Origin of the sequence: Marinilabilia rubra (assembly GCF_003121985.1) — a bacterium.
Lineage (GTDB): Bacteria > Bacteroidota > Bacteroidia > Bacteroidales > Marinilabiliaceae > Marinilabilia > Marinilabilia rubra.
In genome coordinates this window covers 220,046-246,086 of sequence record NZ_QEWP01000003.1, presented here as the reverse complement: position 1 = coordinate 246,086, position 26,041 = coordinate 220,046, and the positions used below count along the sequence as shown (strand labels likewise).

The window sequence follows — 26,041 nt, the reverse complement described above, 5'->3', positions numbered from 1 at the left end:
TTGATTTAGTTATGTGTTATTTTTTGAATTTGGCTTACCTCATATTCCGCATCATAATGTGGGTTTTTGCGTTGCGGTATTGGAGCCTCTAAATCCTCCAGTTGCTGATTCAATAATTGAAGCAGTTCTGTTGTCTTGTTTGAATGTTCACTGACAAGATTGTGTTGTTCTCCCGGATCCTGCTTTAGGTTGTAAAGTTCTGTTTGGTTATCTTCATAATACTTGTGAAGCTTCCATTTTTCAAGGCGGATGACACTTCCCGGGCGGGTACGGAACAGTGGATCACGGGACTGGTCTTTCAGTCCGCCATAAGACTGCAGGTAGATCGGGAAATGCCATATTAACGGTCTTTTAGGGAGTGACTCATTTTCCAGAACCGGTCTCAGATCTTCTCCATCCAGATTTTTATTCACATCCGTTACTCCTAAAATATTTTGGATGGTAGGGAACAGATCATAGTTGACGACCGGAACATCCGTTTTCCCCGGTTTTATTTTTCCATCCCATTTTATAATCATGGGCACCCGGATGCCTCCTTCATAGTAAGATCCCTTGCCAGCTCTTAAAGGCGTTTGATGAGATATTTTGCGAATCCCTCCGTTGTCGGAGATGAATATTATGATGGTTTCTTTGTTGGTTTTCAGTTGATCAATTTCATCCAATAATTTGCCCACATTTGTATCCAGTGTTTCAACCATTGCCGCATAAACCGGATGATTTTGTCCTTCAGATCCTTTTTTCTTTTTATATTTTTCAACAAGGGCCGGCTTACCTTGAATGGGGGTGTGAACCGAATAATATGAGAGATAGAGGAAAAAGTTTTTACTGGGGTTTTGCCTGATAAACTGCATAGCTTCAGAGGTTAACCTGTCTGTAAGATGTTCTCCCCTGGGGCCTTGTGACAGGTTGGCTATGTTATAGGGGGCAAAATATCCGTCATGTCCGGGATTGCCCCTCATATCTCCGCCAATGTTAATGTCGAATCCATTGTTTTCAGGTGTTGAACTCAGGTGCCATTTGCCGATGGCGCATGTCCGGTAATTCCTCTTTTTAAACAGATGAGCCAGTGTTAAATTATTGGGATTGATGCTGTCGGTATTTGCAACGGGAATTAGTTTCCGGGTTCTTTTATCACCCCGGGCCGAGGGAGTGACGGTGTAAATTCCGTGTCTGGGCGTGTTTTGTCCGGTCATCAGGCAGGCCCTGCTTGGGGCACAATTGGCAGCTGCTGCATAGGCATTAGTGAAGATAAGACCTTCAGAGGCCAGCTTGTCAATGTTAGGCGTCTCGTAGAAGTTGCTGCCCATATATCCCAGATCTTTCCAACCCAAATCATCTGCATGAATAATGACCACGTTGGGAAGGTCATCTTTTGAATCTATCTGTTGACAAGCATTAAAGAACAGACCTGCCATTGCCATTGATAGCAAGCAAGATTTGATGGGAGTCAATATTTCGTTAAGATCCGGCATTTTAGCTTTTTTACGATGCTTTAATAAACGAGGGTGTCTCAAAAGGCCAAATTAAGTTGTCATTCTGAGCTTGTCGAAGAATCTGATTGTTTGATAAACAGATGTTTCGACTACGCTCAACATGACAAGCTTTTAGGCTTCTTACTATTGAGACAGCCTCGTTATTAGCAATTTGCTACTTTTCAAAAAACAATTCAAATGAAAAGCTGTATTCATTATCTGATAATCGGTATTCAGGATGAGCCGCAGCCTGTGCAGACCAGGAATCGTCACCACCCAGTCCTACCTGACGATAATCAATGTTCAGGGTGTAGCCGTTTTGTTTTTTCAGCTCGTTGATGTGGGTGGCCGCTTCCAGGTTCTCCATGCTCCAGGGCCATGCGGAGAAATCGAAAACCCGATTTCCTTTTACTTTGAGGTCTGTTCCGGCCGCCTGAAGGGAGAGCCATCTGACATCACTGCGATTGCCGTTTTCCTGAGGCAAAACATAAAGATAAGGCAGCTGATTGATTGGCATTTCAAATAATCCGAGTCTTGCACCTTCTTTTCTATCCCAGTAAGACTCATGAGGGCCTTTGCCATAAAATTCTACCTGATCAAAATCCGACAAAATGGTGGTTTGCATCCCCAGCCTTGGGAGAGGTGGGGTGTCCTCGCCCTTTTGAATGTGCAGGGCGACCTTTACCTTTCCTTCTCCGTTTATGTGCCAGGTAATGTCCAGTTTGCTATTCTCCACAGGCAGTTCATATCCGGCTTCGATTGTAAGTAGTCCCTCTTTTTGACTGGCATTCCATGACGATAATTTCATGTTTTGGGCAGCTTCTTTCCATAGTTTCATCGATTTGAACAAATGGTTTCCACCAGCCATATCGTTATCAGTGGGCACCCTCCAGAAATTTGGTTTTAAAGGCGCCTTCAGCATTTCTTCGCCCCGGTATTTCCAGGAAGTAATGCTGCCTTCTTCTTTGTTTAAACTGATGGAAAATCTTTTACCCGAAACCGTATAGATGTCTGATTGCTCATTGATATTCAGGCTTCCTTCAGCTTTCAATTGATTCTCAACCTCAGGATTGGCAATGATGAACTGGTTCCATCCGGTTTCGTACCCTTTGTCAGCATATTTGGTGTTGCGGTTGAGCAGGTAATTCAGTTCAAGAACGTATTCTTTATCTTTTTCCTGCTCAAATTTCTTTACAGGTAATTTTACAATGACACTTTCGCCTGGTAGACAGGAAGGAATTGCCCGGCTGCCTGATTGCAACGTTTCGCCGTTTTCAAGAATTTGCCACTTAAGGTCATATCCCGAAAGATCGCTGTGTGAATGGCGGTTGAAAATGGTTACTTCATAGCGGCTCAAATCATGAGCTGTAGCCGTGATGTCCTGAAATACCTTTTTAACCTCCCACATGGATGGCTGGGGCGTTTGATCTGCCGAAATGACTCCGTTGATGCAGAAATTACCGGAGTTGGGTTTGTCGCCATAGTCACCACCGTATGCCCAGTATTCTTTTCCATCTTCATCGGTTTCCAGGATTCCCTGGTCCATCCAGTCCCAAATGTAGGCCCCCACCAGGTTTTTATGAGACCGTATGATGTCCCAGTACTCTTTGAGGTTGCCAAGAGAGTTCCCCATTGCGTGTGCATATTCGCAAGCGATGATGGGCCTTTTTACGTATGGGCTGTTGGCCAGTTCCTCCAGTAAATCGGGAGAAGGGTACATGCGGCTCAGGACATCTACATAATCGGGATCGGTAGGGTTGGCCATGTAAGGAACATGCTTTCCTGAGCCCGGTTTGACAAATGCCGGATGCTCGTGGTTGCCCTGAGCGCCTTCATAATGGATGAATCGTGTCGGGTCGTATTCACGTATCCAACCCGCTGCAGCAGCATGATTAGGTCCTGAACCTGACTCGTTACCCAGGGACCAGCTAATGATCGAGGGATGATTTTTGTCCCGTTCTACCATGCGTACCACCCGATCCAGAAAGGCGTAACTCCATTCTGTTTTGTTGGAAAGCCATGAGCCTACCCCGTGTGTTTCGATGTTGGCCTCATCCATTACATAGATACCATACTCATCACACAAATCATAGAAGAAAGGATCGTTTGGATAATGGGATGTTCTCACCGAATTAATGTTGAAAAGCTTCATCAGTTCCACATCTCTGCGCATTTCTTCCCGGGTTACGGTCTTGCCTCCTGTTTCGCTATGGTCGTGGCGGTTAACGCCTTTTAGCTTAACCGATCTGCCATTGACAAGCAGCTCTCCGTCTTTTATTTCAATTTCACGAAAACCCACTTTTACCGGAAGGGCCTCCACTAGGTTGCCTTCTTTGTCCTTAAGTGATACCACCAGCTTGTAGAGGTAAGGATCTTCCGCTGACCATTTGCGGGGCGCTTCAATCATTCTCTCCATGATACCGAAATAGGCTTTATCACGTTGAGGATGGTATTCATTGATGACACGTCCGGCAGAAATGGTCATGGGTTCCTCCAAGACAGTCCGCCCTTCAGCATCTACCAACATTGCTTCAATGCTCCAGTCTTTGGCTTCTGCCGGTGCAGGGCGACTAATTTCAGGGCGGATCTGCAACCCGGCATTGTGGTAGTTTTCATCAAAGCGTGTCCGAACAGCAATATCACGCAAGTGTACTTTGGGGCGGGCCATTAGGAAAACTTCACGGTGAATACCACTCATGCGCCAGTGATCCTGATCTTCCAGATAACTGCCGTCACTCCAGCGATATACTTTTAGTGTGATACGGTTGGAGCCATTCTTAAGGTATTCAGTGATATTGAATTCGGCTGGTAACCGGCTGCCCTGACTGTAGCCCGCTTCTTCGCCGTTTACCCAAAGATGGAAAGCCGAGCTGACCCCACCAAAATGGAGAATGACATCTTTGTCATCCCAGTTTTCAGGAATTTCAAATTCTTTGGCATAGATGCCCACCGGGTTATCGCGCTCGATAAAGGGGGGATTGACCGGGAATGGATACACGGTATTGGTGTAAATAGGGGTTCCATAGTCATGCATTTCCCAGCAGGAGGGAACAGGTATTTTATCCCAGTTTGTCAGGTCTTCCGATGTTGAGTGAAAGTTGTTCGGGACTTGTTTGTCCGTTTCCGAAAATTGGAAAAACCATTCTCCATTAAGCATTTTTAAGTTCGACTCCAGGCGGTTCCCTTCTAATGCTTTATTTAAAGAAGGATAGGAGTAAAAAGTACTACGTGGCTCCAGTTTATTCTTGGAAATCATTCTGGGTGCTTCCATAAAATGGCTTTGAGCCATTAGTGAAATGGCAAAAAAACAAAGGAGCAAGGATGATAAAGCAGGTTTGTTCATACGTGTTGATTTATGTTTTAGATATTAAAAAACTATCAGCATTGGCTTCTTTTCTCTCTCTTGGCAGTGTTCCAACAAACTGAAACTCTTTTTAAGGGGCCATATGTCATACATAAGACGCCAAATAAACGAAAATTCTTCCAATATGCCAATAGTTGATCCCAAAACAGGAATTAGGAAATAACAAAAATTTAAGAAAATAATTTCACTTAAACACAAAAATAGTAAAAGTTGTGGTCAAAGGTAGTTTTAACCTTTAAATTTTTTTTGAAGAGGTGTCTGAAATTTTTATGGAAATGTCATAGAATATATTGAATGATGGATCTTGAGTTTTTGGGTTGATGGGCTGGCAACAGTTGTTTGGTTCAAGCAAACAACTGTTGCCATTTTTTGAAGTTTCTGGCTAAAACAATGCATATTTGATTTAGCCTTAATGTTTATTGTTGTTCTTTACCAAGCCCTACCTGGTCAGTTCTTTCAGGTCTATTGTCAAACATTGAGTCGATTGCGTGTAGAGGTTGCGGATATTAACCTTTTCAATTTTATCCGGAACCGTAATGTACACTTCGCCCAAAGCAGGGATGGTAAAGTTAAATTGAGAACCGGCTGATAATTCAAAGGGCATATCGGCAATGTTTTTGATCTTAAGTTTGTTGCTGTCTTTAAATTGCTGAATGTCTAAAGAAGCTTTAAATAAAGCCTTTAGCAGCTTTTCGGGACCTGCCATTTTCCCATCAAACCATGCCACCGTGCGGTTTGCAAACATGGCTTCTTTGAGAGATTCCTTTGTTCTTTCTTTGGCAAATACCAAAGTCATGGGGCGGTGAGAATCATTCAAATGGTATTGATGGGCAGTAACTTTATGAATGTCTGAGTTGCCCATCACCGCCAGGTTTTTATTCAGGCACCAATCCAGCGCAACGGGATACCACTCGGTATGATTAAACACTTCAACTCCATGAATCAAACCCTCTTCAAAAAGCTGCTGATGCATCTCCATCCATATACAAGTGTCAGGTTGCTGCGCTTTCCATCCCGGATGGTTCCATTGGATAAAACCGCCCTGGCGATCGACTTCACGTATGGCGTCAAAAGGATCCTCTTTATCCAAAGCATTGACATCTTCTAAAAACAATCCATTAAGATGGCCCGGAGGCATGCCACGGGTGATTTCTCCTCCCCGGACGAGAATGAGATCTTTTGCCTCTGCCAATGGTCGTGCAATTTCATAGGAGGAGTTATGATCTCCTTTTACATATTTGCCATGGGGTTTGTATTCCAGGTGATCGGTTATGGCAATGGCATCCAAACCCTCTTCCCAGGCTTCGGTAATCCTAACGGTTGGCCATACAAGTCCATCGGAGAAAACTGTATGGATGTGAAAATCACACTTTAGAGTTTTGTATCCCGGAATGTCAGGCAGTTGAATTTCTTTCCGGAATGATTCTTTATCTATCCCTGGGATAGGAGTATTATTGAGATCTTGTGCAATTGCCGGTCCTATTAAAAGTGTCCAGAATATTGTAAACAAAGCAGTTTTTTTCATGAGAAAATAGTTTTTATTGAGATGATACTGATATTTACTTCTGTTTTGTCTGTGCATTGCCCATCTGGAGCAACTCCCTGAACCTCAGCAAGGCTTCCAGAAAATAGTAATCTGCATAGGTGAGAGGTACATCGACTTCTGAATTGTGAGGTTTTGAACCAACGCTGTGTTTTAGAATAAAATTTCCATTGGTGCCGGGTTCTGCCAAATATTTGGGTGACGCAAGTGTGCGTAACTGCTTTTCTGCTACATCCAGATATTGGGTTGCGGCAGGTTTATTGGAGAACTGACTTAATTCAATGAGTGAAGAGGCCATTACTGCTGCTGCAGAAGCATCCCTTGGCTCATCGGGGATGTTGGGAGCAGAAAAGTCCCAGTAAGGAATTTTATCCTCAGGCAGGTTGGGGTGGTTGATTAACAGATCGGCGATGTTCTGCGCCTGCTCTAAATAGCGTTCTTTCCCTGTCTCCCGGTACATCATGGTGAAACCATAGAGGCCCCATGCCTGGCCTCTGGCCCATAGCGAGGAGTCACTGGCGCCCTGGTGGGTCATTTTAATATGGGGGTGGCCTGTAAGGGTATCATAAGAAACTACATGATAGCTGCTGAAATCGTTTCTGAAATGGTTTTTTAGTGTTTTGTCGGCGTGAGAAACAGCAATATTGTAAAAAGTCGAATCCCCGGTATGTTTGAAGGTCCACATCAGCAGTTCCAGATTCATCATATTATCAATGATTACCGGGTACTGCCATTGTTCTTTGTTGAAATCCCAGGAGCGGATTAAACCAACATTCTCGTCGAATCTGGTGGAAAGGGATTTACTGCCTGTGATCAGGACTTCCGGATATTGGTCATAGTTGGTTAATCTCAATCCATTTCCAAAGCTGCAATAAAGCATAAAGCCAACATCGTGGTTGTTGGTGGTGAACTTTTCACGTTCAACGCGTTGAGTGTATACTTCAGCAAGTTCTTTGATGGAATCATTGTTGGTATATTCATAGACGTACCAAAGCGTTCCGGGGAAAAAACCACTGGTCCACCAACGGGAATCGGATGTTATGAGTTCCCCTGTTTCCCTGTTTATTGTACGAGGTAAATGTTGATCTCTTTCAAGCAGTGATTCAGCCATTGCGCGGGATTGCTGTTGGGCAACCTTCATAGACCTTTTGATGACCTGTTCCATTGGTTCTTGCTGTGGTGCCTGATGGCAACTTAATAAGCCTGTAAATAAGGCAAGAGCAAATGTTTTACTGATTAATTTCATGACTGATAAACTTTTGAAATGATTTGATTTTTGCTGATTTTTTAACTGATTAATTTATTCCCTTGCTTCAGTTTTATATTCCTCCAAAATCTTTTTCATCCTGGCAGCAACTTCAGGTTCTTCAGCAATTAGATTATTCTGTTCCAGCGAATCCTTACTCATATCGTAGAGTTGGGCTGCCGGGGCATCTCCCGGAACCTGCTTCTCGGGTAAAGACCAGCCTCCCGATCCCTTGGCATCAATGTACTTCCATTTTCCTGAACGAATGGCAAAGGTTCCGTTGACCGAATGGTGAATGATGGTGCGTTCTTCAACGGGTTTGGGTTCCTCACCTTTTAGGGCAGATAAGAACGAAAAACTGTCTTCCCCCTCTCCGGCGTCCAGCTTTTGATTGGTTATTTCGGCAAGGGTAGCCAGCAGGTCTGTGGTACAAATCACAGTTGGGGAAGTTCTTCCCCCTTTTACCTGCTCAGGCCAGCGCACAATAAATGGCACACGGTGGCCCCCTTCCCATACATCCGATTTCATACCTTTAAAGGCGTCATTGGCTCTGTGACTGAATTTTTTTATGTCGGTATCCAGCCAGTGAGAACCATTATCCGAAGTGAATATCACCAAAGTGTTTTTCGTGATGCCTTTTTGGTCTAAAGCTTTCATAACCTTACCCACCATGCCGTCTGTCATGGCCACAAAATCTCCGTATACACCGGCTTCAGAGATTCCCTTATATTTTTCTGAAGGAAACCATGGGGTGTGTGGAGACGTAAATGGCAGGTAAATCATAAAAGGTTTATCTTCCCGGGCTTTCTGATTGATAAAATCAACAGCGTTTTGGGTTATGGTTTGTAAAACAGTCTTGTGATCGAAATCTTCTGCCACGTCACCATGGCGATACCATATGCCCCTGGCTGTGGTGTCTTTATAAAATGGAACATGGTCATTAACAGGGGCCGTAACATAACCATCCTCAATGTAAGTATATGGCGCAATGTCGAGGGATGCCGGAATGATGAAGGAATAGTCAAATCCCCGGTCGGCAGGTCCTCCTCCCACTCTGGCAGCGTAATCCACATTGCTGGTGTTTTGCATGTCCCAGGCATTACCGCCATGCCATAGTGGCTGAGTCGAATCTTTTTTGGCCCAGTCAAGTCCCAGGTGCCACTTACCAACACAGGCTGTAGTGTAACCTGCTTTCTGCAAGAGTGAGCCGATGGTGGTTCTGTCTGGTGCAATCAGGGCCGGATCATGTCCAACCAACACCCCACTCTTCAGACGTGTGCGAAAAGCATACCGTCCTGTAAGTAAGCCATACCGGGTAGGGGTGCAGACGGCCGAGTTGGTATGAGCATCTGTAAATGAAAGGCCTTCTTTGGCCAGTCTGTCGAGATTAGGTGTGGGGATTTGGGATTCAGAATTATATGCTTTGATGTCTCCGTAGCCCAGATCATCGGCTAGAATTACTACAATATTGGGCGTTTTATTGTCGCTTTTTTTATTAGAGCATCCGGTGGTGAGCATGAATATCACAAGGACGGAGCAGATGAGGTTTATAACTTTCATAGCGGATGATTTATTTTTTGATATTCATTTTTATCCGGGAGAAATAATTGGTGTAATGCTGATAGAAAATATTGGACATCCACAGCAGGCGGGGAGTTACATTTTCAGGAGAATTGCGGACGACAAATGGTCTTACATTATCCCGCCGGGAATTTTGGGTCACCTGAGTTTTGGCCCATTCACCTTCACTGAGTGTGGCCCTGAATATTTCGAACGTATCTCCCACGGGGGCTGAATAATAGACCACATCGGTGTTTTCGTGGTCGATGATGATGCCTCCTGAGTAATGAGGTTCGGGATTTCGTTGCGACTTGGTTCTTTCAGCCCTGGGGAAATCTTTGCCTGCTTCGGCTACAAAAGAATGCAGCCATTTCTGTCCGTCCCACCGGGCATAAAAATAACGGTGTTGGGTTTCTTCTTTCAAGCGTGTGTAAACAATAACTGGTTTGCCTTTTTCATCTAGTGCAATATCCCAGATCCATGAGCGAACTCTTGTTTCCGCTCCATCGTAGGCTTTGGCAATCCTGGTTTGGTCAAATGGCATATCGGTCATTTTCCCTATCAGACTACCATCAGGTTTATAATACTTTCCTTTTTCATAATAGAAAACATAAATGGAGTTGAGGGGCTCGTCTCTGGGATGCCCGTCAGTAATGGCGAACCAGATCCGGTTTTTACCATCGCTAAGGACTTTGGTGTAGGGACGATTGTCAATGTTAGCCTCCGGTTTATTGACAAAGCTTTGAGACTTGCTCCAGGTTTTTCCGAAATCATCCGAGTAGATGAAAGACGGTTTCCAGTCGAAGCCACTGCGGGAGAACACATAAATGCGGTTGTCTTCGCCTGAAAGCATCACAGGATTGGTGTAACACAAACGATCGCCCAGATCTAGTTTGGTAATCTTCTCCCATTCTGAAATGTTCTCAGGCTCTTTGGTTTTGGCATAATAAAACCCTCCGTTATGACCGGTAAAAAATGCCATTAAGCGGCCATCAGGCAGGAACAAAAGAGAGGGGTTCACATGGTCGTCAATCTGAAAATCCGGATAAATTATCTTTTCAAAAGTATTTCCAGATTCATGATCGAAATATCCAATTTTGATATCTCCATCTGAAGTCACTGACCCGATGTAACTGCGTTTGAAGTTGTTTTCGAAATATATTGCTCTGGGATCCGAGAACCAGCACCAGGCTCCGTCTTTTGTGTATGTCTTGTAATCATTGGAGGCTATCTGCCCTTGAATTACAGAAGTGATTAGCAGAACGAATAAGAGTATTGTACTTTTTAATGACAGTGACTTCATTGGGGATGATTTATATGACTACGAATTATTCTTGCTTTGTGTTTGAGTTTTTACTTAGGGCCCGCTGAAAAAGTCAAAAGGGCATAATTTACAAGCCGACAAATCGAAGATGTATTGGAATACTTCGAGATTTTGTCGGTGAAGTAAATTTTGTCGTTTTGACTAGCAAATTTTTCTGTCTTAAGTGCAAGGTTTTTTGTATGTTGCGTCAAAAAGCCTTGCATCTGAATGATTTTTTATTGCTGTAATGAATTAGTATTCAATATTATTTGCGTTTTTCAGCAGGCTCTAATTATGGGGAAAGGCTTTCTTTAATTATTGAGGGTTTCCGGTTAACAATCTTTTGTGTCTTTATGTGTTTGCCTTCCTCATTCATTGAAAGGTTTAAGTAGGAGCTTCATTTCCTGAACGATTTCGGGATGAGAATCTGCAATGTTGGTAGTCTCATAGGGATCATTTTGGTGATTAAACAATGCAAATTCATTTTCTTTTTCCTTTGGGAAATACATTAACCGGAAATTTTCGTTGCGAACAGTATATCCGTTGTGCCAAAATCCTAAAGCTGCTTTTTTCTCTTTAGCAGTGCTTCCGTTTAACAGCGGTACCAGACTACTTCCATCCAGATCCTCTGGAGGATTAATATTACAAAGTTCGCAGAGGGTTGGATATATATCAATGCTTTCAACCAGTCCGTCTGCAATTTTTCCTGACTTACTGGTTCCCGGCATTTTAATGATCAGCGCACTTTTCAATGCTCTTTCGAAAAGCGTGTGCTTCCCCCAGATTGAGTGATCCCCCAAATGCCAGCCATGATCTCCCCATACTATAATTATAGTGTTTTCTGTTAGGTTTAAACGATCCAGTTCGCTGATGACTTTACCTATTTGAGCATCGATGTAACTTATGGCTGCAAAATAGGCGTGTCTTAACCTTCGGGCATATTCTTTGCTTACCGGATGTTCCGCAGAGGGATGTTCTTCCGCCTTTTGGTAGCCATTGTTGAATTCACCACTATTGGTTAAGGCTGTTGAATTCACATTTTCCGGTGCTTCTGGGTTGGGAGATAGGGGGATGTTATTTTTTTGATATAAATTCCAATATTGGGATGGGGCATTAAAAGGCAGGTGAGGCTTAAGAAATCCGACACCCAGAAAAAAGGGCCTGTTGAGTTTTTTTAACCGGGTTAGTTCTTTGATGGATAAATTGGCCGTTAATCCGTCCGGATATCCCGAATCAGGAACAGAAGCCATTTCGTATGGTTTTACTTTCTTTTGCAAGGTGGTTCTGCTTTGACCGCCTGAATAGGCAAAGAATGCGTCCCAACCTGTTTCCCAGGGGCCTGTGTCAAACTGCAAAGTGTCCCAGCTCAGAGGTAATTCACGTTGTTTGGAAACGGGTTCATTGTAGCCATATACATATCCGTCTGCACTGTGACTTATTTTGCCAATACCCGAGGTGTAGTAGCCATTTTTCTTAAGTAAATGTATGAATGTTTCAGGCTGATTTGAGCTTTTTTGATTGGTTATCTTTTCAACGATGACATTGTTTCGGAGCTCTGACGGGTGCGTGGGGTATTTCCCCGTTAGCATTGAGTAACGTGAGGCACCGCAAGTAGGGACCTGTGTGAAATGGTTTTTAAACACTGTGCTTTGGCTGGCCAATTTATCCAGGTTCGGTGTATTCATGTAATCAAAACCATAACAACCAAGCTGAGGACGTAAGTCGTCCACACTTATAAAAACGATATTGGGTTGTTGGGCCGTTTGTCCTGAGCAGGACCAAGCGGTTAAGAACAAAACAGCAGCATACAGTATTTTGACGTATTGCATTGTCAGTGTTTATTCATTAAAGGTGGTTTCTCAATCAAAACAGCCAGAAAGAGAAATGCTCTTGTTTAGAGAATAAAATTACAAAAAAATATTTAAAGACACAGGACTTTTATTAAAAAATGGGAAAAGAGTGGGGTGCGGTTTATAATAACCATAAACCTGAAAATCCATCAGACCTCTATGGCTCATTTGAAGTAATGCATCTTCTTGATAGGCGGGATATTATGAGTTGGTGAGCCTCTCACACGCGTTAGAAAACCTGGCTGGAGCCGGGTAAGTCAATTATCTTTTATTTCTGTTGTTTTTATTAGAGTTGATCTGTTTTTATTAGTATCTTTGACTTTAAATTCATGGAAGTCTTATTTGATAAAGTGAAAAATTCATGAAAGCAATTCATCTTCTTTTTGTCCTCCTGTTTGCTGCAGCTGGATCAGGTTGTCGTCAAAAACAGTCAACCATCTCTTTTGATAAGTTCTACAACCATTCGGAACAAAATGGAAATGCCTCAGTTGCTGTCAGGAAGCTTATCGATTACCTTAAGACCAAAAATAGTGAAGAGAGGGTCACCATTACGTTTTCTGAAGAAAGATATGATTTTTATGTAGACAGTGCCTTTGTTCGGGAATATTATATTTCTAACCATGACCAGGTGAACCCCAAAAAAGTTGCCTTTGCTCTGGAAGATCTAAAGAATGTGACAATTGACGGGCAGGGCTCTGCATTTGTCTTTCACGGGAGGATGATTCCTTTTGCTTTATCGGATTGCGAAAACATTACGTTGAGGAACTTTTCAGTTGACTTTGAAATACCAGCATTAAGACAGCTCGAGATACTGGAGGTAAATCAGGAGAATGATGAGATTAAGGCTTCTATTTATCCCGGAGGAAATTACCGGGTGGATAACCATAAGCTAGTGGTGCTGGGAGAAGGCTATGAATATCATCCATTCACTTCGATGGCTTTCAGAGAGGACAAGCGATTGACTTATATGCGTGGAGACGTAAGCTTTAATCCAGAATCGGTGACGGAACTAGCTCCTGATACTTTTATGTTAAAGGGATGGGGACAAGTAAAATATACAACTCCCGGAGAAAGATTTGTATTGCGCACCTATGAGCGTCCTACACCGGGAATATTTCTGAATGAGAGTAAAAACAGTGTTCTTGAAAATGTGACGGTCCATTACGCAGAAGGGATGGGGCTGCTGGCACAGATGAGTGAAAACATCACACTGGATGGGTTTAATGTTTGTCTGAAAGGAGAAGATGATCCGAGATATTTCACGACTCAGGCCGATGCCACTCATTTTTCAGCATGCAAAGGAACCATCGTTTCAAAAAACGGACTTTATGAAGGCATGGCAGATGATGCGATAAATGTACACGGTACATATTTAAAGGTATTAAAGAGATTGGGAGATAAAAAGCTGCATGTCCGTTATATGCATCCCCAGGCCTGGGGTTTTAAATGGGGAGAGCCGGGTGACAGCGTTCAGTTTGTGGAATCCGAAAAGATGGAGTTGGTGGCCCACCATATAAATACTATTAAAGCAATTAAGGCCCTTGATCGCCCTACTTATTTTGGAGCCAAAAAATTTGAGATAGAATTTAATGATGTTTTACCCCGGGAGATTTCCGGAGAAGGTGAATTTGGGGTTGAGAATCTTACCTGGACTCCGGAGGTCGTGTTTTCCGATAATACGATACGTAATAACCGGGCAAGGGGCACTTTATTCAGTACGCCCAAAAAGGTCGTGTGCGAAAACAATCTTTTTGACCATACACATGGTACAGCCATTTTGCTTTGTGGCGATTGCAATGGTTGGTACGAGACCGGGGCCTGCACTGAAGTTGTAATCAGGAACAACAGATTTGTAAATTCTCTCACTGCCAATTATCAGTTTACGAATGCGGTAATTTCTATTTATCCTGAAATTCCCAATCTTAAGGATCAGGAAAAGTTCTTTCACTCTGGCATTGTCATAGAAAATAACACTTTTGAAATGTTTGACAGGCCCGTGTTGTATGCCAAATCTACCGATGGACTGGAGTTTAGGAACAACACCATTACCTATAACAACGACTTTGAGCCTTTTCACTGGAATGAACACCTGTTCTTTTTCGAGAAAGTCAATAATGTCCTTATTGAAGGTAATGAGTTTGAAGAGGGGCTCAATCCTGAAGAAGATATCCGGGTAGAGTTGTCAGGAGAAGAAGCGCTTCGCCTGACGGGCAATGAGTAGCTTTGACTCTAAATTATCCAAACCTGGTTCGTACCTGATTCGTGACAGAGTCGTGGCACCCTCACTACAAAGTCAATTTAAAGTCATAGTAAAGTCGTATTAAAGTCTAATTAAATTCGATTATAATTGAATTTAAGCAGACTTTAGAATGGGTTTGTTGTGTCTGGAAAACAAATCAGACGCGACCCTGGTACGGAGCTGTTACGAATCAGGTATGACGGGGAGGGGAGCATACTGAAAAGTGGGGAGTGTTCAGAAAACGTGATCAATGGTGCTTTAATATTGATGATTGCCCTCAGCTGGCGGGATTTTGAATTACTTGTCCTGTCATTACTAAAGTTTAGGGGAAGAAAAAAGGGGGCTTTTGATGTTTTGAACCAAAGCCCCCGGCAAAGGTAAACCTATAGTGCGGTTTTTATATTTCTAAAACTTTTCCAACTCCTTCCAACATTGATATAACCCCCTTGGCACATGAAAGCATCCTTTCCATTTTCCTCCTTTCAGGTTCAGGGAAACTTCTCCCTGACGGTTGAGGTAGCCAAACCACTCCGGGAATTGGGCATCTTTAAAATGCGTCCAGGTGTATTGGTGGACTTTCTCAAACCAATCCAGACTTTCCTGTGAACCTGTCAGACGGTAACTCTTCAGCAGTGAGATGAGCGTTTCCAGATGCACCCACCAGAGTTTTTGGTCCCATTCCAACTGCTGGGGAGGGTGGTTTTTTGCATCCATAAAGTAGAAGATACCGCCATGTTCCTTATCCCACCCTTGCTCGAGAGTTTGAAGCGTGATTTGATGAGCCTTCTGAATAATGTCTTTTTTGTTCATTCTTTCAGCCAGATCCATGATAAACCACATGGCCTCTATGGCATGTCCCGGATTGAGCAGCCGTCCGTCAAAGGTGTCTGAGAAGCTGCCATCTGCATTGACATTTTCTACTATAAGCCCCAGTTCAGGCCTGTAAAAAGTATTCATTACCTCATTGATGAGTTTGGTGCCCGATTGCTCCACATATTCATGACCCAGAATATGCTCCATCTCAAGGTTGAGGTTGCACATGATCATGGGCAGTGCAAAGTTTTTGAGCTCTCGTGTTCCAGGAACTGCCTTGTTGTATCGACCTTTGGGATTGTCCTGTTTCTCAATTATACGGTCGTAGGTGTGTTTGGCAATGGCCGAATACTCATCATTACCGGTGGCCAGACCCAGTTGGGCAAAGGCCATGGCAGCAAAAGTGTACGAAAAGATGTTGTAGGGCTGAATAAGTGGTTGACCTTCGCGGGTAAAGCTGAAATACCAGTTGTAATTTCCGTCGTGTCCGTATTCTTTTAGGAATTCTCCTCCCTGACGGGCACACTCAAGCCACTCTTTTTTCTGCTCCACTTTGTTGTAAAGCATTGAAAAAAGCCATACTTCCCGTGCCTGAAGCCAGATGAATTTGTCGGTGTCATAGACTTTCCCTTCCCGGTCGAGACAGGTGAAATAGCCCCCAAATTCATGATCCTGAGATTGGCTTAACCAAAAGGGAACGACATTCTCTAACAACTCGTTTTTATATTGTTTGCTTAATTGTTTAAAATCCATTTTTTAACGGTTTTGGTTGTAACTGATTTCTTTTATTATTTTCATAAATCAGAAGAATCCGCCCTGTAAGGGCACTTGAGACTAGCCCAATGGCAACGCCTTGGGGGGAAGGAATCACTATGGGGTCAGTTTCGCCCTGAAAGGGCAAATAACCAGGGGATTATCTTTTCCAATTTATTCGAAGTGCCCTGATAAGTTTCGTCCCGATGAATGCGGGACTAGCGATGATTAAAATCTTCTGTACCTTATGTGGTTTATTTGTCACGTTTATTGATCCTATTTTATCAGTGTATGATACGTCAGCCGGTTAATGTCTTTTTTATTTGGGAATATAAAGCTCAACAAAAATGCAATGGCCAGACTTGCCAAGAGTCCAATGGCTCCATAGAGAAGGAATGACACATCGGTCATTTGTTTTACCAATAACGTTGTGACCAAGCCTCCTATTAAACCACCAAGTGCTGCCCGGGGTGATATTCGTTTGGAAAAAATACCCATCAGGAACAGGGCGCCAATTCCGCTTGTGAGCAAGCCCAGAAAGGTATTAAACTGATCCCACAATGACTCTATGCTCCAGGTGGCCAGTACCAGGGCCATGCCTATCCCCAGAATTCCGATCACAATGCTGGAAACTCTGGCTACCATCATATTCTTCTTCTGGGTGGCTTTTTTAGCAATAGACATGTAAAAGTCGGATGTAAATACCGACGCCACAGAGTTGATATTGGAGGAAAGGGTAGACATCGCTGCAGCAAAGATCGCTGAGATCAGCAAGCCTGCCATACCAGCTGGCAACTCTCCAACAATGAATTGTGGAAATACCGAGTCAATATTGGGATTCGTAGCAGCCAGTTTCTCCGGATTGGAGTAATAGAAGGCAAAAAGTCCTGTTCCCAAAAGAAAAAAGGTAATAGAAACAGGGATGCTGATGATCCCGTTGAGCCAGATACTTCTGCCTGTGGATTTCTCATCTTTGGTGGTCATGTAGCGTTGGACAACGGATTGGTCACTGGTATAAAGAATGAGAGTGTTGGCCAGGCCGCCAATCAATACAACCCAAAAGACAGGCTTTGAGATGTCCAGACTGAAATCGAAGATGTGCATTTTTTCATGACTGATGACAATTTCGGTAAAACCCGAGATGCCTCCGTCTATGCCGGTGATCATAAATATGAAAGCCACAACTGCTCCTCCCATCAGAATTATACCCTGAATAACATCTCCCCATACAACGGCTTCAATACCGCCTGAAGTGCAGTAGATGATTGTTACAACCCCCATCAAAATGATGGACAGGTAGATATCAAATCCAGTGACAGCATTGAGGGCCAGTGAGGGAAGATAAAGCACTACCGCAATTCTTGTCACCATGAACAGAATGAAAAGGGCAGAGGCCAGCCATTTCAATGTGCTGTTGAAGCGCAGTTCCAGATACTGATAGGCCGTTGACAAATTGAAACGCCTGAAAAATGGCAGAAAATAACGGATGACAAACGGAGCAATCAGAATAATGCAAAACTGAAATACCAGCATGTGCCAGTCGGTAGCATAGGCTTTGGCCGGAATGGAAATAAATGTGATGGCACTCAGCGTTGTGGCAAAAATACTTATGCCTGCAGCCCACCAGGGAATCCGGCCTCCTGCTTTGAAGTAGTCATCCACATCCCCGTCTTTCTTTACGAAATAGAATCCCAGGTAAAGCATGCCTGCAAAATAGAGACCTAAAACCAGATAGTTGATCCAACCAAACACCGGATCGGAAGCGATTTCCAGCGACTTGATTTCCGCGGTGCGGATGCCGGGACTTACCTCACCCATGGGTATGATGTAGCGGTTGTTCCAGGGAATCATTTTGGCCATGACTGGTGCCGGACCTTCCCATTGATCAGTGGCAAACCATTTGTCGGTAATGGTATTGTAAACCAGAATGTGGCTGTTGAAACCCGGATGGTTGATCCAAAGACTGTCTCTTTGAATTTTAGCATCAGGGTTTTGAGCCATTTTGTTGATGGCTTCTTCTATTTTGTTGTACTGAGTGCCGGGATCGCCTCCCACTACAATGATGTGCGAGGCTCCGGCGGGTGCTCCTGCAGCCACGGCAAGATTTAGAGGGTGTTCAAATCCTTTGGGACGGATTTTCCCTTTTTCAGTCCACGTATTGTGAGTGGGAGAGTAGACCAATACTGAGTTCTTGAAAGAAGTGACCGAATCTTCAGGCATTCTTAATCTCCCCCCAATGGCAAATAACGCTGTTTCTTTGCCGTTGCTTTGTGCCTCCAAAACCATTCCTGTAATAGCTTCCGGCATGTCTGCCAATTGTAGCCAGCCTTCTGATTTGTTGGTGAGGTTCAGTGAAAGTGTATTCCGTGAAGGACCATGGGGAGCTTCGCCTCCTGTGAGGTACACCGTGTTGCCAATTAATGCCATATCATGGCCTTTAACCGGAAAAGGCAACGATGGCAGATTTTGGATGGTGATCTCATTCTGAGAGAAATTCAGCAGGAATGCTTTATCAGAAATTCCTTCCGGTCCGGTACCGCCCGAACAAACAACGCCTTCAGGAGTAGTGACAGAGGCGCCATCGGTCAACTTAGCCGGTAGCTTTGTCGGGCTTATCTGCCAGTCGACCGAATTCTCAGAAACAGTACCGGTAATTATGTGGTTGTAGATCTGCTTTTCTCCGTTTTCCCAGGGCTTTCCATTGGCAAAATTACTACCCCCGGCAATGATGAGCCGGTTGTTGTGAATGCCGCCGAAATATCCGGATAAGCCTTCTTCCAGAGGTGTATGATTCTTAAGATTCAGAGCACCGATGTTCTCTTGCCTGGTAATGTTCACATTTTGTGAATTAACCGGCAGGAGAGCGGACAGGAGGATCAGGAGAATTATTGATATTTTTTTTATGGTCATAATTTGAGCTTTTTGTGTAACGCTATTTCGGGACTAGATATTCAAGATAATATTTAGGGCCTTCTGTAAAGGTCAATAGTCCTTAAAGTTTTTGCAATATTCAGTGATTCAGTTGTTTGTGTTTTAAAAGGATTTTGTGTTAATGTGCAGGTTTTCATTATTATAAGATTTATCTTAAATCTGATATCTATCCCGAAGCATCGAGACTAACGATCTGTTGTAAAGGTCAATAGCCTCTTTTTCTTCAATGTTCTTTTTGGCATTGCCCCAAAACGAAAAAAGTCTAGTCCGTTTAAACCTATCACCCCGCAAAAGTCAAAAATTCCGGCCCTTGCGCAAGGCCTTAAAAGTCCCCCATTTTGACTTTTCGCAAGCCGCCGGCCCGGAAAACGGACTGGCCAGCGCACCATTTGAATACTAATATTTGTAGCCTTTTGGAATCATTCTTTTAGACAAAACATTAAAATTTTTTGGTTTCAAGGCTGTTAGGTTAGATTATATAATATTCTTATACTTTTTGCCGTTGCTCATTGATGTATTCAATAAGCACTTTTTAGTAACTTCTATTTAGAGGTTGCTAATGGGCTGCTTTTAGAAAAGAGTTCTTCCATTTGCAGCGATTTTACTTCTAGGGTGAATTTCCGGAAATCGGCGTCACTCATATTGGCAACCGGGGGTCTGAATTCTCCGCAATTCAATCCAATGTATTTCATATAAGCCTTGCCTGTGGCAATACCTCCGTATTTGCCCAGCAGCTCAATCATATGGATGGCTTTCTGTTGAAGTTCTCCGGCCTTTTGAAGATTCCCCTCCTGAAACTTGCCGATAAGAGCATGATAAAGTGGTGCGGCATAATTGTAGGTGCTTCCAACGCCTCCTTTGGCGCCGAGAGACAAAGCTGCCAGGAAGTTTTCATCACGGCCCCACAGCAAATCGTAATGGCCGTTGCGGTGATTCAGGCAGCTTAAGAAGTCCATGAAATCCACATGTGTGTATTTGATGCCTGCAAAGTTCGGGACTTTCTCATCCATCTCTGTCAGGAGTTCTTTCATTGGAAAGTTAACGCCTGTAAGAACAGGGATATGGTAGAAGTAGACAGGCATTTCCGGAACCTCTTTGGCTATACCGGCAATAAATTCAGCCAATTGTATGACCGATGGCGGCTTAAAATAGAAAGGTGCCAGAACGGCAATGGCATCCACTTTTTGCTCCTGTGAGAACTGGGCCAACTCAATACAATCTTTGAGACAGGTACCACCCACCAGATTGATGATGCGAACACCCGGACTTTTTGCAGCCTGTTCTGCCCAGGCTTTGGTAACGGCCTTTTTTTCGGCCATGGTTGTTGAAACGCCCTCGCCAGTGCTCCCGTTGATGAAAGCTCCGGAAATTTGGTTGTTTTTGAGTAAGGTGTAGTAGTCTTCAATTAATTCAAGATTCAATTCACCGTCAGGGTGCATGGGTGTAAAAGGTGCTGCCACCAGGCCTTCAAATTTCTTTGGATTCATATCGGTTCTGTTATATCAGTTTCTAAAATATTTTAATTCTTCTGGTTAATGTTGTCTTTACATTGGATTACGAGTTTAAAGGTGGATACGGGTATTCCGTTCTCATTTACAATATTGCCTTTTGAAAAGGGATGCGTTTATGCCTCAACGTTTCAGTTTTTTGTCCGGAGAATAAATGATGCCCTCCAATGCTTCACCTCCGTCAGGGGTAACAAGTACAGCATTGAACATCCACTTTACCAGTCTTACCTCATCGGAGGTAAATTCGCCTACAGGCAATTTTAGCAATAATTTATTCCAGCCTTTTTGCAGAGTGACCGGGATGGGAGCGTTACCCTCCCAGTTCTCGTTGCGCAGGGAGATTTCTGACGTTCTTTCCCGGTGTTGGTTCTCCCAGTTGGGTGGAGATATTTCGTTGCCATTCAGCCAGGCTTTGCTCTCGTTGAAATCCCATTTGCCCTGTGGTGGGGGAATGTCTTTCTCTGAGCGGCTGTAGTTCTGAAACCGCAAATGTAACCCGGCTTCCTGTTGTTCCGGTGAGTAAATCCAGGTATAGGCATAGGCGGTATGATTGGGTTGCGGATTTTCATAAAAAGAAGGGACCAGTGTTCCCCAGACATGTCTCAGGTAAATGCCTGCACCTGTTGCAAGGGAGGTTTCGTAAATGTCTTTTTTCCAACGGTATTTTTTTTTGATTTTCTTCTCTGGCGGGAAAGTTTTTGTAAGATCGCCTCCGTTGGGGAATGGCTCGGTTATCCGCCATTTTACATTGGATTGTTTGACGTAAGCGAAAGGCTCGGCTGCAAATGCCTCTTGCTTAAAATGAAGCATCCGGGTTTCAAAGTTGGTAAACGACGGATAATCAGTTTTCTCATCAGGCTTTATCAAGGTGCCACGTTCGTAAAAGTATTTTTCCCTTCCGCCTTTCCATGTTGATTCTGCAAGTGTGAGCATGGAAGGATAAAACCCGTTTTGAGAAAGAATGTCTTCTGTTGATTCCACATGTCTGTCGTTCCAAAGCGCAATAATTGCTCCGGCCACATCAGGGGTTCCTTCTTTTACCCCGGCGACATTGCTGTGGTAAAGGGCGACTATGTCGGCAAAAGAGTCAAAATGGTTGATGTAATGTAGTCGGGAATCGATGGCAGGGGTACCGGGCAGTAGCTCTCCCCGTGAACTCCACATCTGAATCATGTCAATTTCGTCAGATTGGTAATGCCATCCGGGATTCCAACTGATTACTTTTTTCCCTTTGTCTCGGATGTAGCTGACCATTTCAGGAACAAAGTCCGGATTGGTGAAGCGTACCTCGTCGGTACCAATGTGAATGTATGGTAATTCGGCAAATACCTCGCAGATTTCATCCATCAGCACCTTGAGCTTTTCCATCCCTTTTTCAGACTGCATGTCATGCCCAATGGCACGTGTAAAGGCAGCACTATGGCCGGGCATGTCTATTTCCGGAATTAACAGAACGTGGTGTTTTTTACAGAAATCGACCAGTTCCCGGGCCTGGTCAATGGTGTAGTATTTTCCGGGTAATCTTTCAAAGTTAGAGCTGTCGGTAAGTTGAGGAAATACCTTGCTTTCCAGACGCCAGCCAATATCTTCGGTCAGGTGCCAGTGAAATACATTGATCTTGAAGCGGGCCAAAAGTTCAATTTGTTTTTTCAGCTCATCAAAAGGGATAAAACCTCTGCCGGTGTCGTGCATAAAACCTCTGATGCGGAACGCAGGCCAGTCGGTTATAGTAGATGCTTTTATTACAGGTTGCTGATGATCAGAGACGATAAGTTGACGCAGCGTTTGAATGGCGCGGTAGATGCCTTGATTTGTTACAGCATCAATGGTTATTGAATTATCCTGGATGTTGAGCCGGTAGGCTTCATTCTTGTTTACGGTGGCCTCTCTAATGTCACCAACCTTGTTAATAAGGATGGTGACAGGAGAAGCCTCTTTCTGTTTCAGTCCAATGGCATCCAACCATTCCACCACCAGGCCCGTTTCATCATCTCCTGAAACCGAGCGGAAAGATGCCGGACAATTTCCCGAATGCCATTCAACTTGTTGTGGCATGGGCAGAAGATGTGGGACGTTTTCTTTTTGTGCTGTCGTCGTGATGGTAAATCCCAGTATCAGGAGTAAAATTAACCCCCACTTTATTTGAGATGTCTTTTTCATTGGAGCCTGAAGTCTTACGTGCATGATTGCGAAATTCAATCGTTTTTATGAAAAGCTTAAACGTTGAGATTATGGATTTAGAATCTCATCCACAGGAATCTTTTGAAAATAAAGGTTTTTGACTCCCTCATACAAGATGCCTACATGTTGGTCATCAATCATGGTCATACATGAATAGCCGAAGCCTTGTTGCTCATTCAGTAAAACCTGGTTTTCTTTAGGCCAGCTCTTTCCTTCATCCAGACTTGCCTTTATGGTCATATCCACTCTTTTGTATTTGTTGGCGGGGTTGGAAAAGAACAGGACTTTTTGTTGGTGTCCGTCGACTGGAATATCGTCACCAATAATGCTGGCCATGCAATTAGGTTCTATCAATGCAGAGTTGGAGGTTGGGTGTTGGGTCCATGTTTGCCCAAGGTCATTGGTAACGGCTACAGCACGTCCGTTGGTTTCATCTTTGATTTTACGGTTGCGGTCGTCCCGCATGTTCAGCATCAGGGAGCCATCACTTAACTCCACCACCTGAGCCTCAGTAGTATTGGGTTTAGCACCGGTGCCTATTTGCCAGGTTTTTCCTTCATCTTTACTGAAAATGATCGTTGAATGGCTGGTGAACGGTCCCCCGTCCATGGCTTTTTTGCCAATATCAGCTTTAAACTGAGCGGGGAATACCAGTGTGCCATCACTCATGGTGATGCCTCGCCCGGGGCCCTGAAGCAATAACTGCCAGTCGGGATTTTTAATTTGCCGGGTAATGTTGATAGGCTCCGACCAGGTTTGGCCGTCATCGGTGCTTTTCACCAATAAAAATTGTCCCGTTTGAGATGGTTCCATGCCTGGTTGCGACACCCACCAGCCCATTTGATCGCGGTCAAATCCATGCATCCACAGTGCTGCCACCCAAATGGTATGGGTGTTGGGATCGTACAACACTGCCGGGTCGCCAACGCCATTGAGGTATTCGGGTTTTCCGCCCCATTCGCCCCGATCCATTATTACTTGCATAGGCTCCCAGGTTTCGCCGCCATCCGTGCTGCGGCTCATGCCCACATCGATGTGTTCCTGAAGGTCTTTGCTTCGGGTATAGCGATTGTCGTAAACGGCAATCAGAGTACCTTCGTTGGTGGTTACCATTCCCGGAATGCGGTAAGTGTCGCAATTGTCTTGTCCGGCCGCACGTACCTCAATGGCCGGGCGGAAGGTGGCATTTATTTTTTCCTGGTAATTCTCTTTGTTATCGAAAGTGACTTTTATTTCCTCAAGAGTAATGGTTGAAGAAAGATCTATTGCATTGGATACTTTGAGGTTTAGGTGAAGAGTAGTTGTGTCCTTGATGGAAAGGTTAGGAATTGAAATTCTGAGTTTTTCCGGACTGAATGTTTCAGTCGTGGCTATTTCGACTGGTTGGTCAGTATTTGGGGTGCTTCTTGAAATGGAAGCCATTTCCAGGATTTCTGAAAGATCCTGATCAAAGTGAAATTCAACTGTAGAGATCGCTTTTGTGGTTCCTGCATCAGGAATAATGGTAATGTTGACCAGGTTATTGGTAGCTTTTTCTTCCACCAAAGGGATATTCCGGGTTTGTACCTGTATGTTGTTAACACCTTTAGGTACTGATTCGTAAGTTGCATCTTTGGAATTGCATCCGCTCAAAAGGAAAAGGCTTGCAGCTATCAAATTTTTAAACATGGCATTTCGTTTTGGTGAAAGTATTTTATTAATGAGTAATACAGGTCAGCTCTCATGTTTGAGAGCCGACCTGTATGGTTAAATTTAATGAAAATTCAGGTGTTATTGGCCATAGCCTTCTGTTTGCTCCAGCTCCGGATCATTCGCAAGCATACTTTCGGAAATGGAATAGTAAATTTTATAAGCTTCGGAAGCATCGAGGAAGGCGATTTCATCAAATACAATGCCTTCACCAGCCCTCACAAGATCCCACCATCTTTTGCCTTCACCGATAAACTCTTTGTATCGTTCATCCAGAATGGCGATTCTGTTTTGGCTTTGGGTGCCATTTATATATCCGTGAACATTGGCATCATAGTTCTCACCATAAGCTCTTGCCCTTACCTGGTTGATCTCGTCAGAGGGATCTTCTCCCAGGTTGTTTTTAGCTTCGGCGAGTAAAAGAAGTACATCAGCGTAACGGTACATTGGTATGTTGTTATAGTTCTTTCTGGAGCCATCATCACCAATAATTCCTAAAAACTTGTTGAGTAGCGATCCTTTGTAACTTTGCTCTTCCGGCTCAAATGGGATATGGTTTTCTCCATCGTCATATAATCGAACAAAGGTGTTATTCCTTTGATCCTGCTGATCGTTTAGCAAAAGGAGGGTCTTGTCGGAAGGACCAAAACGGCTGGCTCCGTTAACCACAATTTCTCCTGCCGGGGCTCCGGTTTCTGTGTATAGTCCGGCAAAATCAACAGCACGTCCCGTAAAGGAATTGTAAAAGTTTCCTGCCTGATCCTGCTGGTAATCGAAGGCAAAAATGAATTCATTGTTAAATTCGTTGTCTTGCCCCCAGAGTGCCTGATAATCGACCAGGTTAAAGCCGGAAATTTGTTGAAGAGCGTTTTTTGCTTCAGTAAAATCAGCGTTTCCGCCTCCCAATACTTTTCCTGACCAGATATAAACATCTCCTTTTAGAGCTAATGTGGCAGCCTTTGACCAATAAACATTTTTAGCTTGCCACATGCTGTTGTCATCTCCAAAGTATTCGAGTGATTTCTCAATGTCACTTTTGATCTGAACCATGACTTCTGCTTTGGGTGCACGTGGTTTTTTGAGCTCTTCCAGATTAACTTCCAAAAGAGGCTCTGTTGAAACAGGTACTTCTCCCCATGCTTTTAACATGGTGTAGTACACCTGGGCCCGTAGCCCATATACCTGACCAAGCATGTGGTTTTTGTCTTCCTCATATTGAAACGGAACATTGGGCGCATTTTTGATAAAATCATTAATATAATGCAAAAGTCCATAGAAATTGGCCCAATTACCAAAGTACACCATTGTTGAGCTGATGTTATTTTGAATGAGGTCAATTCCAAATGGCGATTCTATCGTATTTCCACCCCATATATCTGAACGGAGTTCACCCATTTGCCAAAACGTGTAGGCATAGTTCCGGTAACTTGAATAGATTCCTACGTGGGCAGCTCTTGCTGCTTCTTCTGAATCCCAGAAACCATTGTAGGTGAGGTCGCTTTCAGGCTGCATGTCCAGCTCGCATGAACTGATGACCATGGCTGCAATGAATATTGCTATATATTTTAATTTCTTCATTTCTAATTGGT

At 43.8% G+C, this 26,041-nt stretch carries 14 protein-coding genes; 1 reads left to right on the top strand and 13 read right to left on the bottom strand.

Annotated elements, in window-relative coordinates; all coding sequences use genetic code 11:
* Positions 1-5 precede the first annotated feature (5 nt).
* The 7 genes from DDZ16_RS05475 to DDZ16_RS05445 form a co-directional block, all read right to left on the bottom strand.
* The gene (locus DDZ16_RS05475) at positions 6-1,472 is read right to left on the bottom strand and encodes a sulfatase (protein WP_198416676.1); all 1,467 of its coding nucleotides are present in this window, start codon (positions 1,470-1,472) and stop codon (positions 6-8) included.
* A 175-nt stretch (positions 1,473-1,647) separates the two neighbouring features.
* Positions 1,648-4,815 (bottom strand): glycoside hydrolase family 2 TIM barrel-domain containing protein, encoded by a 3,168-nt coding sequence (locus DDZ16_RS05470; RefSeq protein WP_109263430.1) that lies wholly within the window; start codon positions 4,813-4,815, stop codon positions 1,648-1,650.
* Between the two features lie 460 nt (positions 4,816-5,275).
* Positions 5,276-6,361 (bottom strand): PHP domain-containing protein, encoded by a 1,086-nt coding sequence (locus DDZ16_RS05465; protein WP_158275612.1) that lies wholly within the window; start codon positions 6,359-6,361, stop codon positions 5,276-5,278.
* A gap of 34 nt (positions 6,362-6,395) precedes the next feature.
* On the bottom strand, positions 6,396-7,625 hold the full coding sequence (locus DDZ16_RS05460) for a glycoside hydrolase family 88 protein (RefSeq protein WP_109263428.1): 1,230 nt from the start codon (positions 7,623-7,625) through the stop codon (positions 6,396-6,398).
* A gap of 54 nt (positions 7,626-7,679) precedes the next feature.
* Positions 7,680-9,185 carry a sulfatase family protein gene (locus DDZ16_RS05455; RefSeq protein WP_109263427.1) on the bottom strand — a complete coding sequence of 502 codons (1,506 nt, stop codon included), beginning with the start codon at positions 9,183-9,185 and terminating at the stop codon, positions 7,680-7,682.
* Between the two features lie 10 nt (positions 9,186-9,195).
* Entirely contained in the window at positions 9,196-10,488 is a 1,293-nt protein-coding gene (locus DDZ16_RS05450) for a BNR-4 repeat-containing protein (RefSeq protein ID WP_109263426.1), read from the bottom strand.
* A 368-nt stretch (positions 10,489-10,856) separates the two neighbouring features.
* Complete coding sequence (locus DDZ16_RS05445; protein WP_109263425.1) at positions 10,857-12,317, bottom strand: sulfatase; 1,461 nt, start codon at positions 12,315-12,317, stop codon at positions 10,857-10,859.
* Positions 12,318-12,699: 382 nt separating this feature from the next.
* Here DDZ16_RS05445 and DDZ16_RS05440 point away from each other — a divergent pair, with 382 nt between their 5' ends.
* Positions 12,700-14,559: a right-handed parallel beta-helix repeat-containing protein gene (locus DDZ16_RS05440; RefSeq protein ID WP_109263424.1), complete on the top strand. Its 1,860-nt coding sequence runs from the start codon at positions 12,700-12,702 to the stop codon at positions 14,557-14,559.
* A gap of 423 nt (positions 14,560-14,982) precedes the next feature.
* Here DDZ16_RS05440 and DDZ16_RS05430 read toward each other — a convergent pair whose 3' ends face one another.
* The 6 genes from DDZ16_RS05430 to DDZ16_RS05400 all read right to left on the bottom strand — a co-directional run bounded on the left by DDZ16_RS05430 (position 14,983) and on the right by DDZ16_RS05400 (position 26,030).
* The gene (locus DDZ16_RS05430) at positions 14,983-16,143 is read right to left on the bottom strand and encodes an AGE family epimerase/isomerase (protein WP_109263422.1); all 1,161 of its coding nucleotides are present in this window, start codon (positions 16,141-16,143) and stop codon (positions 14,983-14,985) included.
* 276 nt (positions 16,144-16,419) lie between these two features.
* The gene (locus DDZ16_RS05425) at positions 16,420-19,053 is read right to left on the bottom strand and encodes a sodium:solute symporter family transporter (protein WP_109263421.1); all 2,634 of its coding nucleotides are present in this window, start codon (positions 19,051-19,053) and stop codon (positions 16,420-16,422) included.
* Positions 19,054-19,616: 563 nt separating this feature from the next.
* Entirely contained in the window at positions 19,617-20,561 is a 945-nt protein-coding gene (locus DDZ16_RS05415; protein WP_109263420.1) for a dihydrodipicolinate synthase family protein, read from the bottom strand.
* Positions 20,562-20,705: 144 nt separating this feature from the next.
* On the bottom strand, positions 20,706-22,766 hold the full coding sequence (locus DDZ16_RS05410; protein WP_232526560.1) for a family 20 glycosylhydrolase: 2,061 nt from the start codon (positions 22,764-22,766) through the stop codon (positions 20,706-20,708).
* Positions 22,767-22,811: 45 nt separating this feature from the next.
* Positions 22,812-24,431 carry a sialidase family protein gene (locus DDZ16_RS05405; protein WP_109263419.1) on the bottom strand — a complete coding sequence of 540 codons (1,620 nt, stop codon included), beginning with the start codon at positions 24,429-24,431 and terminating at the stop codon, positions 22,812-22,814.
* Between the two features lie 102 nt (positions 24,432-24,533).
* A complete protein-coding gene (locus DDZ16_RS05400; RefSeq protein WP_109263418.1) occupies positions 24,534-26,030 on the bottom strand; it encodes a RagB/SusD family nutrient uptake outer membrane protein in 1,497 nt (498 codons plus the stop codon).
* Positions 26,031-26,041 lie beyond the last annotated feature (11 nt).

Coding starts and splice junctions, on each gene's coding strand:
- DDZ16_RS05475 (WP_198416676.1), bottom strand. CDS start 1,472: ATGCCGGATCTTAACGAAATATTGACTCCCATCAAATCTTGCTTGCTA.
- DDZ16_RS05470 (WP_109263430.1), bottom strand. CDS start 4,815: ATGAACAAACCTGCTTTATCATCCTTGCTCCTTTGTTTTTTTGCCATT.
- DDZ16_RS05465 (WP_158275612.1), bottom strand. CDS start 6,361: ATGAAAAAAACTGCTTTGTTTACAATATTCTGGACACTTTTAATAGGA.
- DDZ16_RS05460 (WP_109263428.1), bottom strand. CDS start 7,625: ATGAAATTAATCAGTAAAACATTTGCTCTTGCCTTATTTACAGGCTTA.
- DDZ16_RS05455 (WP_109263427.1), bottom strand. CDS start 9,185: ATGAAAGTTATAAACCTCATCTGCTCCGTCCTTGTGATATTCATGCTC.
- DDZ16_RS05450 (WP_109263426.1), bottom strand. CDS start 10,488: ATGAAGTCACTGTCATTAAAAAGTACAATACTCTTATTCGTTCTGCTA.
- DDZ16_RS05445 (WP_109263425.1), bottom strand. CDS start 12,317: ATGCAATACGTCAAAATACTGTATGCTGCTGTTTTGTTCTTAACCGCT.
- DDZ16_RS05440 (WP_109263424.1), top strand. CDS start 12,700: ATGAAAGCAATTCATCTTCTTTTTGTCCTCCTGTTTGCTGCAGCTGGA.
- DDZ16_RS05430 (WP_109263422.1), bottom strand. CDS start 16,143: ATGGATTTTAAACAATTAAGCAAACAATATAAAAACGAGTTGTTAGAG.
- DDZ16_RS05425 (WP_109263421.1), bottom strand. CDS start 19,053: ATGACCATAAAAAAAATATCAATAATTCTCCTGATCCTCCTGTCCGCT.
- DDZ16_RS05415 (WP_109263420.1), bottom strand. CDS start 20,561: ATGAATCCAAAGAAATTTGAAGGCCTGGTGGCAGCACCTTTTACACCC.
- DDZ16_RS05410 (WP_232526560.1), bottom strand. CDS start 22,766: ATGCACGTAAGACTTCAGGCTCCAATGAAAAAGACATCTCAAATAAAG.
- DDZ16_RS05405 (WP_109263419.1), bottom strand. CDS start 24,431: ATGTTTAAAAATTTGATAGCTGCAAGCCTTTTCCTTTTGAGCGGATGC.
- DDZ16_RS05400 (WP_109263418.1), bottom strand. CDS start 26,030: ATGAAGAAATTAAAATATATAGCAATATTCATTGCAGCCATGGTCATC.